General features: G+C 51.7%; 15 protein-coding genes. 14 read left to right on the top strand and 1 reads right to left on the bottom strand.

Annotated features, from left to right (window positions below; all coding sequences use genetic code 11):
- Positions 1 to 21 precede the first annotated feature (21 nt).
- The 12 genes from DW819_RS06650 to DW819_RS06595 all read left to right on the top strand — a co-directional run bounded on the left by DW819_RS06650 (position 22) and on the right by DW819_RS06595 (position 14416).
- Positions 22 to 885, top strand: coding sequence for an MBL fold metallo-hydrolase (locus tag DW819_RS06650; RefSeq protein WP_118732619.1), 864 nt, complete (start codon positions 22 to 24; stop codon positions 883 to 885).
- The gene (locus DW819_RS06645; RefSeq protein WP_243025659.1) at positions 882 to 1763 is read left to right on the top strand and encodes an MBL fold metallo-hydrolase; all 882 of its coding nucleotides are present in this window, start codon (positions 882 to 884) and stop codon (positions 1761 to 1763) included. Before DW819_RS06650 ends, DW819_RS06645 begins: the two co-directional genes overlap by 4 nt.
- A gap of 54 nt (positions 1764 to 1817) precedes the next feature.
- The gene (locus DW819_RS06640; protein ID WP_118732618.1) at positions 1818 to 2264 is read left to right on the top strand and encodes a hypothetical protein; all 447 of its coding nucleotides are present in this window, start codon (positions 1818 to 1820) and stop codon (positions 2262 to 2264) included.
- A 65-nt stretch (positions 2265 to 2329) separates the two neighbouring features.
- Positions 2330 to 3088: a lysophospholipid acyltransferase family protein gene (locus DW819_RS06635; RefSeq protein WP_118732617.1), complete on the top strand. Its 759-nt coding sequence runs from the start codon at positions 2330 to 2332 to the stop codon at positions 3086 to 3088.
- Positions 3089 to 3120: 32 nt separating this feature from the next.
- Positions 3121 to 4245: a bifunctional chorismate mutase/prephenate dehydratase gene (locus DW819_RS06630; RefSeq protein ID WP_118732616.1), complete on the top strand. Its 1125-nt coding sequence runs from the start codon at positions 3121 to 3123 to the stop codon at positions 4243 to 4245.
- A gap of 158 nt (positions 4246 to 4403) precedes the next feature.
- The gene (locus DW819_RS06625) at positions 4404 to 5963 is read left to right on the top strand and encodes an exopolyphosphatase (RefSeq protein WP_118732615.1); all 1560 of its coding nucleotides are present in this window, start codon (positions 4404 to 4406) and stop codon (positions 5961 to 5963) included.
- 3 nt (positions 5964 to 5966) lie between these two features.
- A complete protein-coding gene (locus DW819_RS06620; protein ID WP_118732614.1) occupies positions 5967 to 8111 on the top strand; it encodes an RNA degradosome polyphosphate kinase in 2145 nt (714 codons plus the stop codon).
- A gap of 166 nt (positions 8112 to 8277) precedes the next feature.
- A complete protein-coding gene (locus DW819_RS06615; protein ID WP_118732613.1) occupies positions 8278 to 8982 on the top strand; it encodes a response regulator transcription factor in 705 nt (234 codons plus the stop codon).
- Entirely contained in the window at positions 8972 to 10111 is a 1140-nt protein-coding gene (locus tag DW819_RS06610) for a HAMP domain-containing sensor histidine kinase (RefSeq protein ID WP_118732612.1), read from the top strand. The genes DW819_RS06615 and DW819_RS06610 overlap by 11 nt, the downstream gene beginning before the upstream one ends.
- Positions 10112 to 10138: 27 nt before the next feature.
- Positions 10139 to 12595, top strand: coding sequence for a hypothetical protein (locus DW819_RS06605; protein WP_147353162.1), 2457 nt, complete (start codon positions 10139 to 10141; stop codon positions 12593 to 12595).
- Complete coding sequence (locus DW819_RS06600) at positions 12595 to 13557, top strand: ABC transporter ATP-binding protein (protein WP_118732610.1); 963 nt, start codon at positions 12595 to 12597, stop codon at positions 13555 to 13557. Before DW819_RS06605 ends, DW819_RS06600 begins: the two co-directional genes overlap by 1 nt.
- A complete protein-coding gene (locus tag DW819_RS06595) occupies positions 13535 to 14416 on the top strand; it encodes an ABC transporter permease subunit (protein WP_118732609.1) in 882 nt (293 codons plus the stop codon). The genes DW819_RS06600 and DW819_RS06595 overlap by 23 nt, the downstream gene beginning before the upstream one ends.
- A 423-nt stretch (positions 14417 to 14839) precedes the next feature.
- On the opposite strand, the gene DW819_RS06590 is transcribed toward DW819_RS06595, so the two are convergent.
- Positions 14840 to 16477: a polysaccharide biosynthesis protein gene (locus tag DW819_RS06590; RefSeq protein WP_118732608.1), complete on the bottom strand. Its 1638-nt coding sequence runs from the start codon at positions 16475 to 16477 to the stop codon at positions 14840 to 14842.
- Positions 16478 to 16692: 215 nt separating this feature from the next.
- On the opposite strand from DW819_RS06590, the gene recJ reads away from it, so the two are divergent.
- Together recJ and glyA are read left to right on the top strand one after the other, a co-directional pair.
- Positions 16693 to 18480, top strand: coding sequence for a single-stranded-DNA-specific exonuclease RecJ (gene recJ, locus DW819_RS06585; RefSeq protein WP_243025657.1), 1788 nt, complete (start codon positions 16693 to 16695; stop codon positions 18478 to 18480).
- A gap of 237 nt (positions 18481 to 18717) precedes the next feature.
- Complete coding sequence (glyA, locus tag DW819_RS06580) at positions 18718 to 19965, top strand: serine hydroxymethyltransferase (RefSeq protein WP_118732607.1); 1248 nt, start codon at positions 18718 to 18720, stop codon at positions 19963 to 19965.
- The last annotated feature ends 38 nt before the right edge of the window (positions 19966 to 20003 follow it).

The raw sequence follows: 20003 nt of genomic DNA, 5'->3' as shown, positions 1-20003 counted from the left end.
GAATGAAAAAGGAGAATCATTATGTCATTTCATTGTAGCCCGGCAATCCCACATCCGGTAGAGACCCTTGTGCATGAGCCGTGGACACTGGCAGTTAAGCCGTTCCAGGTATCCCCCAATACCTGGTATGTGGCAGGTCAGACCTGGGTTGGCTGTTACCTGATCGACACAGGTGACGGACTGATCCTGATCGATACGGCAATCCCGGAGAGCAGTTACCTGTTGGTAGATTCGATCTACAGACTTGGATATAAACCGACAGATATTAAGAAGATCCTGATCAGCCACGCGCACTTTGACCATTGCGGTGCGGCGGCTGAGATGAAGAAGCTGACCGGCGCAAGCATGTATATGTCCAAAGAGGACTATGTATTCATGAAAAGCTGCCCGGAGGAGACCATGATCCCGGATTCCGGTTCCCACGTGCAGGATTTTGAACCGGACGAGTTTTATTCTGACGATAAGCCGGTAACCCTGGGAAACATCAGTGTTCAGACCATGCTGACTCCGGGCCATACCATTGGCTGCACCAGCTTTTTCTGGAAAGAGAAAAATCCGGTAAACGGAGCTGAGTATACAGTTGCCATGCATGGCGGTGTTGGGGCCAATACCATGAACGATAAGTATTACGCCACCAGTAAATATCTGACTCCGGATCTTCGTCAGCGTTTCTTTGATGATGCTGAAAAATTAAAGAAGATTCATGTAGACATTGCTCTGCCGAGCCATCCGAACCAGATTGAGATCGTGGACCGGGCAGGACAGTATACGCATGAAAACCAGCCTTATCTGGATGATACCGTATGGGCGGACTTTTTAACGGAACGTGTACGCCAGGTACGTGAATTAATAAAGTATCAGAAAACGGAAGGAGTATTGCCATGAGCATGAAGGAAGATTATCAGAATTATTGTGAGCGGCGGGTGGAGTTTAAAAAGAATCCAATGTCCAAATACTGGACGGAGCAGAATGCGCGTTATATGGAACCATTCCATATGTTTGGAAATGTCTACTATGTGGGTGACAGCTGGGTCTGTGTGCACCTGATCGATACCGGAGACGGGCTGCTTTTGATCGATGCCGGAAACTGCGGCGGCACGGCAATGCTGATCCATTCTATCTGGAAGGCTGGATTTAACCCGGAGGATGTGAAGTGGATCATTCTTTCCCATGGTCATGTAGACCACATTGGCGCTGCACAGTTCATGCGCAATATGTTCGGTACCAAAATCTATATGGGAGCTCCGGACGCGGCTATGTACCGGGAGCATCCGGAGAAGTCCTTTGTGCAGGACAGCCCGGATCTTATGGATGAGCTCATTGTACCAGATGTTGAGATCCGGGATGGTGATGAGCTTACCTTTGGCAGTGTGAAGATGAAATTTTATCTGGTACCGGGGCACACGGAGGGCTGCATCTCCTTCTTCTTTGATGTAACGGAGGAAAATCGCACTGTCCGTGCCGGTTATTACGGCGGCTTTGGCTTTAACACACTGGCAGCCGATTATCTGACTGAGATCGGGGACCCGCAGTGCCATATGCGGGAAATCTATCTGGACTCCCTGAAAAAGGTCCGGAATGAACATGTGGATTTCTTCCTGGGAAATCACTGCATCAACAACCATATGGCAGAAAAGCTGGAGAAAATCAAAAACGGAGCAGACAGCAGTGTCTGGATCGATCCGCAGGAGTGGGGCAGCTACCTGGATGAGAAGCGTGATGCCCTGCTGGCCCTCATGAAAGAAAATCCGGCCGCAGAATAAAAAACAAAGCATGACGGATGAATAAAGTGCCGGCCGGAGCGTTATATTAATCGTATGAACAGATTACGGCGATTTCTATTTCATTTTTTCCTGTGCGGCATGACAGGCTGGTGCCTGGAGGTTGTGTTTACGTCGATGGAATCCATTCTGATCCATGACTGGCGGCTGATGGGGCGGACCTCTCTTCTGATGTTCCCGATTTATGGCTGCGGTGCGCTTCTGGCGCCCATCGGCAGCTTTGCAGATCGCTGGATCGGGGACGGTCCCTTAAGCCGGGCGGACCGGATCATCCGGCATGGCCTGCTTTATATGGTACTCATCTTCACGGCAGAGTATCTGTCCGGGGCATTTTTGCAGGGCCGGGGTATGTGCCCCTGGGATTATACCGGTTATCAGACCAGTGTGAATGGTCTGATCCGTCTGGACTTTGCGCCGCTGTGGTTTGCCACCGGTTTATTGTTTGAACAGATATCCAAATTTCCAAAAAAGAGGTGCGAATGACTTGTTTTTGCACCTCTTTTTTTATATACTGGACAGGAATACTTACGAAAAGAATGAGGTGTGGGATGATACGAGTAATTTTGATTCTCCTGGTGCTGATCGTATTTCTCCTGGTGAGTGCGCTGCCGCTCCTGATCGGAGAAAAGTGCGTCTGGAAAAACGATGAAAACCGCCAGAAAGAATATGCCCTGCAGGTTGTAAAGCAGGTGCTGCGCATGGTGTTCCGCCTGACCGGTTCTACGCTGACTGTGAAAGGACTGGAGAACATTCCGGACATGCCGGTTTTATATGTGGGAAATCACAGAAGCTATTTTGATATCGTGACCGGTTATATTGTAGTGCCGGGGCAGACCGGCTTTATAGCCAAAAAAGAGATGGAAAAGATTCCGCTTTTGCGGGATTGGATGCGCAATGTGAACTGTCTGTTCCTGGACCGCAAGGATATCAAGGCGGGCTTAAAGACCATTCTGGAGGGGATCGAGAAGGTAAAAGGCGGTTCTTCCATATGGATCTTTCCGGAGGGGACCCGCTGCAAGGCGAAGGATCCGGCAGAGCTTCTGCCGTTTAAGGAGGGAAGCTTAAAGATCGCGGAGAAATCCGGATGCCCGGTGGTGCCGGTGGCCATTACCGGAACCGCGGAGATCCTGGAGAAGCATTTTCCGTTTATTCGTCCTTCTCATGTGACGATTGAGTTCGGAAAACCGTTTTATATCAAAGAGCTTCCGGCAGAAGACCGGAAACGTGCAGGCGCCTACAGTGAGGCACAGATCAGAGAAATGCTGGTAAAAGAACAGGAAGAGCGCCGCGGTTTACGAAAGGCGTGAGCAGCTGGAGGCAGAGACAAAGGAGAGAAACAGTGGATTTACTGGAGTGCAGAAATAAATTGGATGTGATCGACAAACAGATCGTAAAATTATTCGAGGAGCGCATGGATATCTGCGGCAAGGTGGCAGAGACCAAGATCGCCACCGGAAAGGCTGTCTATGACGCAGAGCGCGAGAAGCAGAAGCTGGAGGCGGTCAGTGCCATGGCAGGCAGTGACTTTAACCAGATCGCGGTGCGGGAGCTGTTCTCCCAGATGATGTCCATCAGCCGCAAATACCAGTATTCGATCCTGGCAGAGCATGGCCGGTCCGCAAAGCTGGGCTTTGAGCAGCTGGACAGACTGCCGGTAGAGGGAGTGCGCGTGGTGCATCAGGGCGTGGAAGGTGCTTACAGCCATGCGGCAGCCATTCAGTATTTTGGAAGGGATGCTGAAATCTATCATGTGGCACGCTTCGAGGACGCCATGAAGGAGGTGCAGCTGGGCAACGCGGATTACGCGGTGATGCCGATTGAGAATTCCTCCGCGGGAGCTGTCATCGACATGTACGATCTGCTGACCCGTTACGACAACTATATTGTGGCAGAAACCTTTCTTCCGGTAAATCATGCATTGCTTGGTGTGCCGGGGGCCAGACTGGCAGATGTAAAGACCGTATTTTCCCACCCGCAGGCATTGATGCAGTGTTCCATCTTTTTAAATGACAATGGTCTGAAGCAGATCAGCGTGGAGAATACGGCAGTGGCCGCAAAGCGCGTGGTGAAGGAGGGAGACAAGTCCCAGGCAGCGATCGCCAGTGAGATCGCGGGGCAGCTGTACGGACTGGAGCTGTTAAAGCCGTCCATCCAGAACAATCAGGGCAACACGACCCGCTTTGTGATCCTGGCAAATCGCAAGGTCTATCAGAAGGCTGCCGGCAAGATCAGTCTCTGCTTTGAACTGCCGCATACCAGCGGTTCCCTCTATAACATGCTGGGAAACTTCATTTTCAATCATGTCAACATGATCATGATCGAATCCCGGCCGATTCCGGGGAAAAACTGGGAATACCGGTTCTTTGTGGATATTGAGGGAAATCTGCAGGATGCAGGTGTACAGAATGCACTGCGGGGCATCGGTACGGAGGCACAGAATTTTAAAATCCTCGGCAATTATTAATGTGACAGTTTTGCGCTTTCACAGTTACTATCAGTTTACATAACGGTTCGGTGAAAGGGCACGAGGCGGTGCGTTTCGCCGGACCGTTCTGTATATGCGGACAGCTGTCGTGCACTGCGGGGGGAGAACAGGCAGTATTTTAATAGGAGGAATAGCATATGGTACGGACATTCGCGGCAATTGATGTCGGTTCCTTTGAACTGGAGCTGGGCATTTATGAAATTACGGACAAGGGCACGGTCCGCTCAGTGGACCAGGTGAAGCATATGATCGCGCTGGGCAAGGATACTTACAATACCGGCAAGATCAGCTACCGGCTGGTGGAGGAGATGTGCCAGGTTCTGCAGGATTTTGTACGGATCATGAAGGAATATCAGGTGAAGGAATACCGGGCTTATGCAACCAGCGCCATGCGGGAGGCAAGAAACAGCCAGATCGTATTAGAGCAGCTTCGGGTGCGGACCGGAATTGATGTAAAGATCATCAGCAATTCGGAGCAGCGTTTTATCAGCTACAAAGCCATTGCGGCAAAGGACGCAGAGTTCCAGAAGAATATCCGGCGCGGTATGGCAATCGTGGATGTGGGCTTTGGAAGCATGCAGGCATCCCTGTTTGACAAGGATGCACTGGTTTCCACCCAGAACCTGCCGCTTGGCGTGCTGCGCCTCCGGGAACTGATCGCCCATGAGAAGCTGACCCAGCAGGGTGCCCAGAACCTGATCGCAGAGCTCATCGACAATGAGCTGGTGACTTACCGGAAGATGTACTTAAAAGACCGGGAAATCAAAAATCTCATTGCCATCGGTGAGCCGATCCTTTCCCTTTATTATAAAATGGCAGAGGGAAACCGTTCCGAGCAGATCACGATCCAGGAATTTAATCGTTTTTATGAGCGCTTAAAGAGCATGACTCTCGCGCAGACGGAAGACTTTTTTGATGTGAACGAGGAGTATGCAAGCCTGATGTTCCCGGCCGCCGCTATTTATAAGCGTATGCTGGAAATCACGGAAGCAGAATTTATCTGGGTGCCGGGCATCCGCATGACAGACGGTATGGCGGCGGAATACGCGGAGGATAAAAAACTCATCCGTTTTAACCACAGCTTTGAGAATGATATCATCGTTGCTTCCCGAAACATGGCAAAGCGTTACAAATGTTATATGCCTCATATCCAGAACGTGGAGGAGGCGGCCCTGAAGGTCTTCGACAGCCTGAAAAAGTATCATGGCCTGGGACCGCGGGAGCGGCTGCTTTTACAGATCGCAGCAAACCTGCATTCCTGCGGAAAGTTTGTGACCATGCGCGGGGCTGATGAATGCGCCTATAATATGATCATGGCAACCGAGATCATTGGCCTGTCCCATGTGGAGCGTGAGATCGTAGCGAATATCGTGAAGTATCATCAGCAGAAGTTCCGTTACAATGAAGTGGAGGTATCGGCAAAGCCATCCAAGGACAACCGTCTGGTGTCTACGGAGGATCTTTCTATTGTCATTGCCAAGCTGACGGCGATTCTGCGGCTGGCCAATTCCATGGACCGTGGACATACCGGGAAATTAAAGGACTGCCGTCTGAATGTGAAGGACGGACAGCTTGTGATTCAGACGGACTGCCCGGCAGATGTAACGCTGGAATCCATATCCATTGTGGATAAGGGCGAGTTCTTTGAGGAAATCTTTGGGATCCGTCCGGTCTTAAGACAGAAAAGGAGGGTGTAAGCCATGCCGGAGATTGATGAGAAGTATTTGAAATCGGAAAATTATGTAAATCGCGAAATGAGCTGGCTGGAATTTGATTTCCGCATTCTGGGGGAGGCCAGGGACAAGGCAATTCCGCTGTTTGAGCGACTGAAGTTTTTAAGTATTACATCATCCAACCTGGATGAGTTTTTCATGGTGCGTGTGGCATCCTTAAAGGACATGGTGCACGCCAAATATAAAAAGACGGATATTGCAGGCTTAAGAGCCGATCAGCAGCTGGAGCTGATCGGGGGGAAGACCCATGAGCTGGTCAATCTCCAGTATTCCACCTACAACCGTTCTCTGCTTCCGGCCTTGAAGCAGCAGGGGCTGCAGCTCATCTGCGAGCATGAGGAGCTTTCGGAGGCAGATGGTGCCTTTGTGGACAAGTTTTTCCATGAGGATGTTTATCCGGTACTGACGCCTATGGCAGTGGATTCCTCCCGTCCGTTCCCGCTCATCCGCAACAAGTCCTTAAATATTGCGGCACTGGTGCAGAAAAAGGACAGCCGGGATGAGGAACTGGAATTTGCCATGGTGCAGGTTCCGTCTGTGCTGCCGCGTATCGTGGAGCTTCCGGCAGGGCCGGATGGTGAGCGCAGGGTAATCCTGTTAGAGGAAGTTATTGAGCGCAACATCAAGGATCTGTTTTTAAACTACAACATTGTCGCTGCTCATCCGTTCCGGATCATGAGAAACGCGGACTTTACGCTGGATGAGGAAGAGGCAGAGGATTTGCTGGAGGAAATCCAGAAGCAGCTGAAAAAGCGCCAGTGGGGTGAAGTCATCCGTCTGGAGGTTGAGGAAAAGGTAGACAAGCGTCTGCTTAAGATCTTAAAGAGGGAGCTTTCTGTCAGCACTGAGGATATTTACGAGATCAGCGGCCCGCTGGATCTTACATTCCTCATGAAGATGTATGGCATGAGCGGCTTTGACCACTTAAAGGAGCCCTCCTATACACCGCAGCCGGTTCCGGCCTTTATGAATGAAGATGACATTTTTACCAATATCCGAAAAGGTGATATTCTCCTGCATCATCCATACCAGACCTTTGACCCGGTGGTAAATCTGGTGCAGAAGGCAGCAAAGGACCCGGATGTCCTGGCAATCAAGCAGACCCTGTACCGCGTCAGCGGTCATTCCCCGATCGTGGCGGCCCTGGCGGAGGCAGCTGAGAACGGCAAGCAGGTATCGGTCCTCGTAGAGTTAAAGGCGCGGTTTGATGAGGAGAACAACATCAACTGGGCGAAGAAGCTGGAGAAGGCCGGATGTCATGTGATCTACGGTCTGGTGGGCTTAAAGACCCACTGCAAGATCACACTGGTGGTGCGCCGGGAGGAAGACGGCATACGGCGTTATGTGCATCTGGGAACCGGAAACTACAACGATTCCACCGCAAAGCTCTACACGGACTGTGGCCTTATGACCTGCCATCCGCTGATCGGTGAGGATGCTACCGCGGTATTTAACATGCTTTCCGGCTATTCCGAGCCACCGACCTGGAATCGCCTGATCCTGGCTCCGCTGTGGCTGAGAAACCGCTGCGTCCGTATGATCCGCAGGGAAACCATGCGGGCCAGAGAGGGAAAACCGGCCCACATCATGGCGAAGATGAACTCCCTCTGCGACCAGGAGATCATTGCATGTCTGTATGAGGCATCCTGCGCCGGTGTGAAGATTGAGCTGGTAGTCCGTGGTATCTGCTGTCTGAAGGCAGGCGTACCGGGCTTAAGTGACAACATCAGCGTGCATTCCATTGTCGGAAACTTCCTGGAGCATGCCCGCATTTTCTACTTTGAGAACGGCGGAAGCCCGGAGGTGTACATGGGAAGCGCCGACTGGATGCCGCGCAACCTTGATAAGCGCGTGGAGATTATGTTCCCGGTGGAGGATCCGGCTTTGAAGGAGCAGGTTGTTCATATCTTAAAAGTACAGCTGGAGGACAATGTGAAAGCGCATATCCTGCAGCCGGACGGCACTTATGAGAAGATTGATAAGCGGGGCAAGGTTCTTGTGACTGCCCAGAAGCAGTTCTGTGAGGAGGCCATAGCCATGGCGAAGGCTGCCGTGCAGCAGGATGACGTGCACAATACCCGGGTGTTTGTACCGGCAGAGAGTCAGAATTAATTTTAAAATAGAATATAAAACGGAGCCTTCCTGTTCTTACCGGAAATGTAATAAAAAAGTAAGACGGGAAGGCTTCTTTTATGGTACACTAGAGAAAGAATAAAACGGGATCCGCATAGCCTGGCGGTTTCCCGAATAACGATAGATACACGAGGAGGAATCAGTCATGGCAGAAACCAACATTCTGGTAGTAGACGATGAGCAGGAGATCGCGGATCTGGTAGAAATTTATCTGGTCAGCGACGGCTATAAGGTATTTAAGGCATCCAATGCCCAGGACGGTCTGGATATATTAAATAAGGAGGATATTCATCTTTGCCTTCTGGATATTATGATGCCGGGTATGAACGGCCTGGAGATGTGCAAGAAGATCCGTGAGACCAACAACATTCCGATCATCATGCTGAGTGCCAAGTCCACCGATCTGGATAAAATCCTTGGTCTTGGAACCGGTGCAGACGATTATGTGGTAAAGCCCTTCAACCCGCTGGAGCTGACAGCCCGGGTTAAATCCCAGCTGCGCCGCTACACGCAGTTAAACCCGAACAGCAATGTGCATGAGACCGTAAAGAACGAGATCAGCATCCGAGGCCTTACGATCAATAAAGACAACCACAAGGTGACGGTGTACGATGAAGAAGTCAAGCTGACCCCGATCGAGTTTGACATCCTTTATCTTCTGGCCTCCAACCCTGGCAAGGTGTTCAGCACGGATGAAATCTTTGAGAAGGTCTGGAATGAGAAGGTCTATGAAGCCAACAACACTGTTATGGTACATATTCGTCGCCTTCGCGGTAAGATGAAGGAAGACGAGCGCCAGGACAAGATCATCACCACAGTGTGGGGGGTAGGATACAAAATTGAAAAATAACGGCAGAAAAAGTGATTTAAGCCACCGCTATCATACGCGGGTCATAGCCAACATCATCTACAGCACCCTGGTAGCCTGCCTCATCGATGTGTTCCTGGTCACAAACCTGACCATGCTGGCCGAGTATGCGAAACGCTCCGAGCAGTCCAGCGCTTTCTTAAATATGGTGGCGCAGTCGGATGTAGTGGTGGTTCTGGTTTATGTGCTTGTCGGCATTCTGGCTTTTGCTGTGACATTTCTGCTTCTTCAGGAAAAATCTGCTGCCTATATCAGCCATATTTCCGATGCGATAGAACGAATTTCCGACGGAGACTTAAATACGCAGGTGGAAGTAGTGGGGGATGACGAGTTTTCTTCCATGGCTTCCAACTTAAATAAGATGGTGGAGGATATCCGCCGCCTGATGGATAAGGAACGCGAATCTGAGCGCACCAAAAATGAGCTGATCACCAATGTGGCTCACGACCTGCGCACACCGCTGACTTCCATCATCGGCTATCTGGAGCTGTTATCCGGCCCGGTAGTCCTGCCGCCAGAGATGCAGAAAAAATACATAGACATTGCCTACAGCAAGGCCAAGCGTCTGGAAAAGCTCATTGAGGATCTGTTCGGATTCACTAAGATGAATTACGGAAAGCTGGCCATGCACGTGTCCAAGGTAGATATCGTCAAGCTTCTGGGACAGCTTTTAGAGGAATCCTACCCGAATTTTGCCAACAAGGGCCTTTCCTATGAGCTCCAGAGCAATGTGCCGGCCAAGATGATCACGGCAGACGGCAACCTTCTGGCCCGTCTGTTTGATAACCTGATCGGCAATGCCATCAAGTATGGCGCGGAGGGCAAACGGATCCTGGTGAAGGTCATGGCTGATACCGATGAGGTACAGGTTTCCGTGACCAACTATGGTTATGTGATCCCGGCGGAGGAGCTTCCCCTGATCTTTGACAAGTTCTACCGGGTTGAGCAGTCCCGCTCCACCCACACCGGTGGAACCGGGCTTGGACTTGCTATTGTAAAAAATATCGTAGACATGCATGGCGGGACCATTACGGTAAAGAGCGACTTAAACGGTACCGTATTCACGGTAACCCTGCAGGTGGATTTTGATGTAGACAAGGAACATTTTTAAACAATTTTTTGGAGAATTTTGATGTGGATGAATAAAAAAAATTTTTCAGGCATCCGGATGGTCAGACCTCTGAAAAGGATAGCAGTCTGTTTTGTGGCTGCCGGCCTTTTGGGTGGTCTGGCTTTTTGTGCTCCGGCCCGGGCGCAGGATGATCCGGTAAGTATGGGTGTGAGCTATGGCTATGAGGACAGCGCCAAGGGCGGACGTTACCTGCCGGTGAATGTCACCATACAGAATAACCAGGAGACTCCGGTTGAGGGTACCCTGCAGATCAAGACCCGGGAGTCAGACCAGACGATCTACCGTTACGATTACAGCGTGGAGCTGGAGGCAAAGGGTACTGCCGATACGCGCTATTATATCCCGCTTGGCACGGCGGCGGATGAGCTGGTGCTGTCTCTGGTGGATGATTCCGGAAGCATACTTCTGAACCGCAAGGTAAAGCTGAATGTAAGTCGCGATGTGCCGGAGCTTTTTGTGGGAGTACTGTCGGACAAACCGTGGGAGCTTCATTATCTGAATGGTGTGGGAATCAACTACAGCACCCTGCGCACCCGCACTTTCGAGCTGGACGGCAGCAATTTCCCGGAGGATGAGGTAGGCTTAAGCCTTTTTGATGTGCTGGTGGTCAATGACTACAGGCTCCGCGATCTTTCCGGGACCCAGACAGCTGCGATCATGAACTGGGTCCAGGACGGAGGTGTGCTGATCCTGGGAACCGGCGACCGGGTAGATGACACTCTGGGCCGTTTTGCGCCGGAGCTTCTGGACGATTCTTATGGAACTCCGAATATTACCCATATCAATCTGGCGGAAGAGTTCACTGCGGTGAACGAGCCGGGAGCCGGGATGTTAGCGATCTCCTGTGTGGATGTGCCGCTGCACGGCGGCAACGTAATCCTCTCCAGCAACGGTTTTTCGCTTTTAACGGCAGCGGCGAAGGAGCAGGGGCTGGTGGCTGTGGCGGCCTTTGACCTGGGAGATATCGCAGAGTTCTGCGAAAAACAGACCTCCTATGTGGACTACATGTTTACTAGCCTTCTGGGGGAGGAGCGCATCAACCAGCTTGCCGAGGTGGTTTACAGCGGCAATTCCGGCCGGTTCTGGGCAGTTCAGGGTCTCATCAACACAGGAGATGTGGATAAGCTGCCTAATCTCTGGCTCTATGTGGGGATAACCGGTCTGTATCTGCTGCTTCTTGGCCCGGGACTTTATCTGTTCCTGCGCGGTCGCGGCCTTCAGAATCTGTACCGCAGAGGTGTGGTGATCATGGCTCTGGGCTTTTCCGGTCTGGTGTATGTGCTTGGCATACCGACTCGCTTTCGTTCTACCTTTTATACCTATGCGGCCATTCAGGATGTGACTGATGACTATATTACGGATACCACATACATCAATATCCGCAATCCCTATAACCGCCCGTACACTGTGGAACTGGATCCGGGATACCGTCTGCTTCCGATCACGCGGAGCAGTCAGTACACCGTGGGCGGACAGTCCCTGGATGTGGATGAGCCATATCAGATCGCCATACAGACCAGCGAGAATGGGCTGACGGTAAAGGGGCAGAATATATCTGCGTTTACACCGCGCTATTTCCGCCTGGAACGGCGCACGGAGAATACCGGACAGGTGGGAATCACCGGGGAGGTGGACTATTTTGAGGGACAGATTGGGGGAAGTCTGACAAACCGGTTTCCGTATCCGATCGAAAATGTGACGCTTGTGCTGTACGGAAACATGGTGCAGCTCGGGCGCATGGAACCCGGCGAGACCAAAAATCTGTCAGATCATGAGCTGCTCCGTTATCCGCTTGGTGATTCCTATCTGGCTGCAGAGCATATCTCCGGAGAGGATGCCTACGCTTCTGCAGATATCCGCAACCGCAGCTATATGCTGGCGGTGGAGCGTTCCAATCTGACCCGGTTTTATCTGGATAACTACTTAAACGGCTACACGGCAGATGCCCGCGTCATTGCATTCAGTACACAGAAGGAAGAGAGCCGGTTTTTAAAGAATCCGTCCGAGGAGACCTATGGCATTACCATGCTTACCCAGACGATTCCGGTCAATGCTTCCAGAGACCGTTCCATTTACCGTTCCGTGCTCATGAAGACACCAAAGGTAATGGGCGGCAGCTACGATGCGGAGACCAACTCTATGAGCGGTGCAGAACCGCTGACGCTGGAGTATCAGTTTGGAACCGACATCGAGGTGGAGAGCCTGACATTTGAGAGCGTTTCGGAAGAATTTGCTGCAGCTGGAAACAGCTTGAGCCGTATCTTTACCGGAAGCATTTATTTCTATAACTACGCGACCGGCAATTTCGATAAAATGGAGCTGGAAGAAACTACGCTGGATGTAGAGCAGCTAAAGCCATATCTTTCACCGGGCAACACGCTGACAGTGCGTTACGCCTACAATGGCGGAGGATTTGATGCAATTCAGCTTCCGATGCCGATGGCAGCAGGGAGGGAACGCTGATGTTAAAAATTCAGGGATTACATAAAAAATACGGAAATTACCATGCCCTGGACGGACTGGACATGGAGATAAAGAACGGCGCCCTGTTTGGCTTTGTCGGACCAAACGGTGCCGGAAAGACGACCACCATCAAGATCATGACCGGTTTGTTAAAGCCGGATCAGGGCGTGGTGGAGCTGGATGGCAAAAATATGCTGACGGATACGCTGGATCTGCGCAGGCGGATTGGCTACGTGCCGGATCATTTTGGCCTGTATGACAACTTAAAAGTATCCGAATACATGGAATTTTTTGCAGCCTGCTACCATCTGGAGGGCTTTGCGGCACGGAAACGAGCCAGCAGCCTTTTAGAGCAGGTTGGGCTGGGAGAGCGCAAGGATGCGTTTGTGGACGGACTTTCCCGCGGCATGCAGCAGAGACTATGCCTGGCCAGGGCACTGATCCATGATCCGGAGTTTCTGATCATGGATGAGCCGACGGCCGGACTGGATCCGAGAACTCATCTGGAATTCAGGCAGATGGTCTGGGAGCTGCATGAGCAGGGCAAGACCATTCTGTTAAGCTCCCATAACCTGGCAGAGCTTTCTGAGCTCTGCACGGATATCGGCATCATTGATGCCGGGAAGATGGTGCTCTCCGGCAGTATGGATGAGATCATGGAGCGGATCTACACATCAAAGCAGATCATCATCAGTGTGCAGGATCAGATGGAAAAGGCTCTGGCCTTTTTAAAGGAAAGTCCTATGGTGCGGACCATTTCCATCTGCGAGAAAGACATTATGGTGGGATTTATCGGCGATGAGCGCCGGGAGAGTGAACTGTTAAAGCAGATGATCGAGGCAGGCATTCCGGTACGCGGTTTCATGCGGGAGCCGGGCAGCCTGGAGTCTATCTTCATGCAGATCACAGATCATAATAAGGAAAAGGTGGTGCTGTCCTATGAAGACGAATCCGGTCTATAAGCGGGAGTGCATGGTGAGCGCCAGAAGCTTTAGACTGGCGCTGGTGCTGCTGGTTTTTAACGGGATCCTGGCGCTGGTGGCACTGTTAAACATGTATTCGGCGCTGGCCCAGGTACGGCTGACAGCAGAAGTGCAGTATACAGGCTTTCTGGATCTGTATATGTTTGTGGCGTCGCTGGAATTTCTGATGCTGATCCTGATCATGCCGGCACTGACGGCGGGAAGCATCAGCGGAGAACGGGAGCGTCAGACACTGGATCTGATGCTGACCACCTGCATGACACCGGCAGATATTGTGCTGGGTAAGCTGGAGGCAGCCTTGGGGACCATGTCCCTTATGGTGGTGTCCAGCCTGCCGATCCTGGCGATGGTGTTTGTGTACGGCGGTGTGGCGGCATCAGATCTGATTCTTCTGGTGTGCTGCTTTTTTGCGGCGGCGGTGTTTATGGGAAGCATCGGTCTGTGCTGTTCTGCCCTGTTTCGCCGGACTACAGCGGCCACGGTAGCGGCTTATGCGGTAACGGCGGTGCTGACAGCGGGAACCTGCGGCATCAATTACCTGGTAACCTATATCAACCAGATGCGGATCGGGGAATATCTGGCATCGGCGGAAGTCGGAGGGGGATCCGGAAGCCTGCTGTATATGCTGCTGCTGAACCCCATTGCCACCTTCAGCCAGGTTATCGGACGGCTGACCGCCAGCAATCAGAGCTGGGCACAGGTGGGGACCTGGTTTGGCAATAAGGCAGACAATCCCCTTATCGGCCACTGGATGGGCGTGAGCATGGTGCTGCAGATGACGCTGGCCATTGTGCTTGTGCTGTGGACGGTACGGAGTGTGGAGCGGAGTAACGCGTGAGAAAAGAATGTTTTTATGTGTAATAGCTTGAATAATTTTTTTGATAGTGTTATATTATAGATAGGAATAAGAAAGGCATCACCGATAGACGGTTGCCCCAGCTTTATATTATGGTTGACTTAGAAAAGCCGCTCAAACTTTCGCAGGGTTCGGGGCGGCTATTTCTGTGTCTTATTATTATCTCGGCCAATTTTGTAGCCGAGGCTAAAACATGTAAAGCATAAGCTCAACAATGCTATCACATCTGCAATACTCATTGGCTAAGCCCTCCTTTCAAGAGATTCCCTGTTGGGGTCTATGTAATGGAGGGTCACAGTCCCTCCGAAGAGGGCAAACCGCCTACCGTGTAATGGTGACGCCTGATATTATAGTATCATATTTTTACAACATATTAAAGCAATTTTTCGCTTTTATATTACCTCTTTACATCAGATGAAATTTCCGGCACAGCCGCAGGATCCGCATGCCGAACGGCATATCCGGCAGCTCCTGTGCAGTTACCGTCCGGGTCAGCACGATCAGGAGGCCGTAGACAATCATAGCCACCGGAACACTGATGAGGAGCCCGATCTGGTAATAGCCGGTCACTTTATTGACCAGCGCATAAATCAGGAATGCGATCGCGCCCATGACAGCCGCGCAGATACAGGGAAGCAGGAAGGTGGTCCTTACCTCCTGGCGGTAATGCAGGGCTTTGCCGATAGCATGCCAGTTCAGCAGACACACTACCAGGGCAAAGGTCACATTGCCGATGACAAGGCCGTACACGCCCAGGTTTAAATACTTTAACATCACATACACCAGTACCGCGTGAATCACCAGGGAGATGGCGGAGTGGGTGACGGATTTTCTCATCAGGTCAATTCCCTGAAGCACCGCATTGGTAACGGTAGAGAGGGAGAAGAAGATGACGGCTGGTGCGCCCAGCATCAGCAGGTTTCTGGTCAGATCCCGGCTGTCGCGGAAGATGAGCCGCAGGACCGGAGAAGCCAGTGCCGCCATGCCAAAGGCACAGGGAATGGCGATCAGCATATTGAACTTGATGGTCAGGCGGATCTTGTACATGACATCGGTGTGGTTCTTCTGGGCGCGGGAGCGCACAATGCTTGGGATCATGGAAGTTCCAAGGGAAGAAGCCACTGCCACCGGTACATTGGAAAGCAGGCGGTACTTGCCGCCGTAGATGCCGAGCAGAGAGAGACGTTCTTTCTCAGTCAGACCTTTTCCACTCATCAGGAAGCCGAACATGGAGTTATCCACAGAACCGCTTAACTGATACACAAACTGGCTGAGGATGATAGGTGTCAGTGTCAGAAACAGTGCCGTGTATACATGATTCCAGCTTTCCAGGCGGTCGGCCTGGGGACGATGCAATGCCTTTGCATTTTGTCTGCGGTATAAAAACATAAGAAGAGCCAGGAACACGAAGGCAGCCAGTGCACCGGAAAGTGTACCCAGAGTACCGCCTGCAGCACCGTAAGCCGCCGGAGTTTCCCGGTTCGCGAACCAGTGCATGAAGGCGAAGGAGGCAGCCACACTGATGATGGCATTGACAACCTGCTCAATGACCTGGGAAATTGAGGTCGGCACCATGTTGCCAAGACCCTGGAAATAGCCGCGCACCACGCCCATAACGGAAAACACCAGAATGGTCGGTGCCATGACCTTTAACGGCAGGGCGCTGTTGGGGCTGTTGAAGATATGGACCGTGATCCAGTCTGCGCCAAACAGCAAAATCGTGGTCATCAGCCCCCCGGCCACAAGACCAAAGAGCAGTCCGGCCTGAAAGACCCGCTGCACATCCTGGTTTTTTCCGTGCACGCGCCGCGCCGCGATCAGCTTGGAGATTGCCAGCGGCAGGCTGTAGGAGGACAGGATCAGTCCAATGTTGTAGATTTCGTATGCGGTGTTATAATAACCGATTCCCTCATCGCCGATGGCCCGGGTCATGGGAATCTTGTAGAGCAGTCCGATAAAACGGACAATGATACCGGCCGCGGCCAGAATACTTCCCTGGACCAGGAAGTTGCCGGAGTCGGATTTTTCCTTATTGTTACTCATACCTAAGCTTCTCCTTTTGTAATTGCGCCTGGACAAAACCACATCGTATATTGAAAGTTTTGCCGGAACAGTAACAGTATATCCCATTGGGGTTCTGAATGCAATGCACAAAAGAAACAGGAAGCAGCCCTGCGCATGGAAATGAAACCGGAGATATGCTATAATGAGCGATACGTGATTTATATTTTGTTTTACGAAAGGAATTGCTGCAATATATGAGAAATAATCAGGAATCTGTCTGGATGCTTCAGACCAAGCGGGCAGATTTTAACGCGATTGCCGCCCGGTTTCACATCAGCCCGGTAACGGCCCGTATCATAAGAAACCGCGATGTGGAGGGAGAAAAAGCCATTGACCGTTATTTAAACGGTACCCTGGACCAGCTTTATGATCCGCATCTCATGAAAGATATGGATAAGGCAGCGGCCCTGATCCTTGAAAAAATCCGGGCGGGTGTCCGTATCCGGATTGTCGGTGATTACGATATTGACGGAGTGTGTTCTACCTATCTTTTATACCGCGGCCTGACCCGTTGCGGTGCAGACGTGGACTACCAGATCCCGGAGCGCATCCGGGATGGCTATGGCATCAACGAATCCATCATCCGCAAGGCGAAGGAAGAAGGAATCGATACCATTGTCACCTGCGACAACGGCATTGCGGCCCTGGAGCAGGTGCATCTGGCCAAAGAACTGGGCATGACAGTCATTGTGACAGATCACCATGAGGTGGTACGGGATGAGGATGGCAGTCAGGTCCTGCCGGAAGCGGATGCGGTGATAAATCCCCACCGGGATGATTGCCTGTATCCGTTTGCCGGCATCTGCGGCGGTGTGGTGGCCTACAAGCTGGTACAGGTGCTCTACGAAAAGAACGGAATTCCGGAGCAGGAATGGAAAGATATGCTGGAGTTTGCGGCCATTGCCACCGTGGGTGATGTCATGAAGCTGCAGGACGAAAACCGCATCATCGTGCGCTGGGGATTAAAGCAGATCCCGCACACAGCCAGTGCCGGACTGCGTGCCCTGGTAGAAGCCTGCGGGCTGGACATCTATGACCTGACGGCCTACCATATCGGATTTGTGATCGGGCCGTGCCTGAATGCCAGCGGACGATTAAAGACTGCGCAGCTGGCGCTGGAGCTTCTGCTCTGTGAGGAATCGAATGTCAGCGGAAGTATGAGCGGGCTTTTGGAGAAGCGTCCGGGTTCGGAAATGCAGTGCAGATCCCGTGCTGAAGAAATGGCCGTAGAGTTAAAACTCCTCAACGAGGAACGCAAGGATATGACCCAGTCCGGCATGGAGCAGGCCTTTGAGCAGGTGGATGCTGAGCTTGCGGACGATGATGTGCTGGTGGTTTATCTGCCGGACTGTCATGAGTCTCTGGCCGGGATCATTGCCGGGCGGGTGCGGGAGGCCTACAACAAGCCCTCCTTTGTACTGACAAGGGGTGAGGACTGTGTGAAGGGCTCCGGGCGCTCTATAGAGAGCTACCATATGTATCAGGCCCTGTGCGGCGTGCAGGATCTGCTCCTGAAATTTGGCGGCCATCCCATGGCAGCCGGCTTTTCTTTAAAGGAAGAGAATATCGATGAGTTCCGCCGCCGTTTAAATGAGCAGTCCCAGCTCACCAAAGAGGATTTCATCCCGAAAATCTGGATCGATGTGGCAATGCCGCTGGAATACATATCGGAAGCACTGGTCAATGAACTGAAAGGCCTGGAACCCTTCGGCCAAGGAAACGAAAAGCCTCAGTTTGCCCAGAAGAATCTCCGCATCCGAAGCGTGCGTGCCATCGGACGAAACAACAATGCGGTCCGCATGACGGTGGTAACCGAACAGGGCCGTCCCATGGAGGCCATGGTGTTTACCGTGGCAGATCAGTTTGTGGAAGAAGCAAAGCAAAGCAGAAGTATCGATGTGATCTACTATCCGGATATCAATGAGTACAATGGAAACCGGACACTGCAGATCGTGGTGCGGGCGTACAAACTGCATTTTTAAAGATTTTTCTTTATGATTCTCACAATTTTTTGTACAGACTCATAATTGCTTGACACTTAGAAAACGCTGTACTATAATCGAGCGTAAATAACCGCGAAGGCGCTGGGCTGACCAGTGCCTTTGTCACAACGTGGCGGCCTGTATTCTACGGGAATCGTTGTGTCACAACAAATGCAAAGGAAAGCAACTGCCTGAAAGGTATCAGAGAGGGTATTTGCGGAAAAGGAGACAAAGCCCATGGTTAATGAGGTAATGAAATTTATCGAAAACTATGACCCGGAAGTCGGCAAGGCAATTGAGCAGGAAGCCGCACGTCAGAGAAGAAATCTGGAGCTTATCGCTTCAGAAAATATCGTATCTGAGCCGGTCATGATGGCAATGGGAACCGTGCTGACCAACAAATACGCGGAAGGGTATTCCGGAAAGCGTTATTATGGTGGATGTCAGTATGTAGACGTGGTAGAGACTATCGCAATTGAGCGTGCAAAGAAGCTGTTTGGCTGTGAGTACGCAAACGTTCAGCCGCATTCCGGCGCACAGGCAAACATGGCAGTATTCCTGGCTATGTTAAAACCAGGTGACACCGTACTCAGCATGAGCCTTGACCATGGCGGTCATCTGTCTCACGGAAGCCCAGTGAACTTTTCCGGCCTTTACTTCAACATCGTGTCCTACGGTGTTAACGATGAAGGCTTCCTCGATTACGACCAGGTAGAGCGTCTGGCTGTAGAGCACAAGCCAAAACTGATCCTTGCAGGTGCAAGTGCATACGCAAGAGAGATCGACTTTAAGCGTTTCCGCGAGATTGCAGACAAGGTTGGTGCATACCTCATGGTAGATATGGCACACATCGCAGGTCTGGTAGCAGCAGGCGAGCATATGAGCCCGATCCCGTACGCAGATGTGGTAACCACCACCACCCACAAGACCCTGCGCGGACCGAGAGGCGGCATGATCCTGGCAAGCAAGGAGTCTGCTGACAAGTTCAACTTTAACAAAGCCATCTTCCCGGGAACCCAGGGCGGTCCGTTAGAGCATGTGATCGCAGCAAAGGCAGTCTGCCTGGGTGAGGCATTAAAGCCGGAATTCACCGAGTACCAGAAGCAGGTCCGCAGGAATGCAAAGGCACTGGCAGCAGCACTGGTGGAGAAGGGATTTAAACTCTTAACCGGCGGCACTGACAACCACTTAATGTTAGTAGACCTGCGCGGCATGGACATCTCCGGTAAGGAGCTTCAGAACCGTTGTGATGAAGTCTTCATTACCCTGAATAAGAATACTGTTCCGAATGAGCCGAGAAGCCCGTTCGTAACCTCCGGTGTCCGCATCGGAACCCCGGCCGTTACCACCCGTGGCTTAAAGGAAGAGGATATGCCGAAGATCGCAGAGTGCATCTGGCTGGCAGCAACCGATTTCGAGAACAAGGCAGATTACATCCGCGGCGAAGTAACCAAGCTGTGCGAGAAATATCCGCTGTACGAATAATGAAATTAAAAACACCGTTGAAAAGCTTATTTTGCATG

The sequence above is a fragment of the Clostridium sp. AM33-3 genome, assembly GCF_003480315.1.
Lineage (GTDB): Bacteria > Bacillota > Clostridia > Lachnospirales > Lachnospiraceae > Brotaphodocola.
The sequence above is the reverse complement of the archived record's forward strand: the minus strand, read 5'-3'. Positions and strand labels throughout refer to the sequence as shown.

Coding starts and splice junctions, on each gene's coding strand:
- DW819_RS06650 (WP_118732619.1), top strand. CDS start 22: ATGTCATTTCATTGTAGCCCGGCAATCCCACATCCGGTAGAGACCCTT.
- DW819_RS06645 (WP_243025659.1), top strand. CDS start 882: ATGAGCATGAAGGAAGATTATCAGAATTATTGTGAGCGGCGGGTGGAG.
- DW819_RS06640 (WP_118732618.1), top strand. CDS start 1,818: ATGAACAGATTACGGCGATTTCTATTTCATTTTTTCCTGTGCGGCATG.
- DW819_RS06635 (WP_118732617.1), top strand. CDS start 2,330: ATGATACGAGTAATTTTGATTCTCCTGGTGCTGATCGTATTTCTCCTG.
- DW819_RS06625 (WP_118732615.1), top strand. CDS start 4,404: ATGGTACGGACATTCGCGGCAATTGATGTCGGTTCCTTTGAACTGGAG.
- DW819_RS06620 (WP_118732614.1), top strand. CDS start 5,967: ATGCCGGAGATTGATGAGAAGTATTTGAAATCGGAAAATTATGTAAAT.
- DW819_RS06615 (WP_118732613.1), top strand. CDS start 8,278: ATGGCAGAAACCAACATTCTGGTAGTAGACGATGAGCAGGAGATCGCG.
- DW819_RS06605 (WP_147353162.1), top strand. CDS start 10,139: ATGAATAAAAAAAATTTTTCAGGCATCCGGATGGTCAGACCTCTGAAA.
- DW819_RS06600 (WP_118732610.1), top strand. CDS start 12,595: ATGTTAAAAATTCAGGGATTACATAAAAAATACGGAAATTACCATGCC.
- DW819_RS06595 (WP_118732609.1), top strand. CDS start 13,535: ATGAAGACGAATCCGGTCTATAAGCGGGAGTGCATGGTGAGCGCCAGA.
- DW819_RS06590 (WP_118732608.1), bottom strand. CDS start 16,477: ATGAGTAACAATAAGGAAAAATCCGACTCCGGCAACTTCCTGGTCCAG.
- recJ (WP_243025657.1), top strand. CDS start 16,693: ATGAGAAATAATCAGGAATCTGTCTGGATGCTTCAGACCAAGCGGGCA.
- glyA (WP_118732607.1), top strand. CDS start 18,718: ATGGTTAATGAGGTAATGAAATTTATCGAAAACTATGACCCGGAAGTC.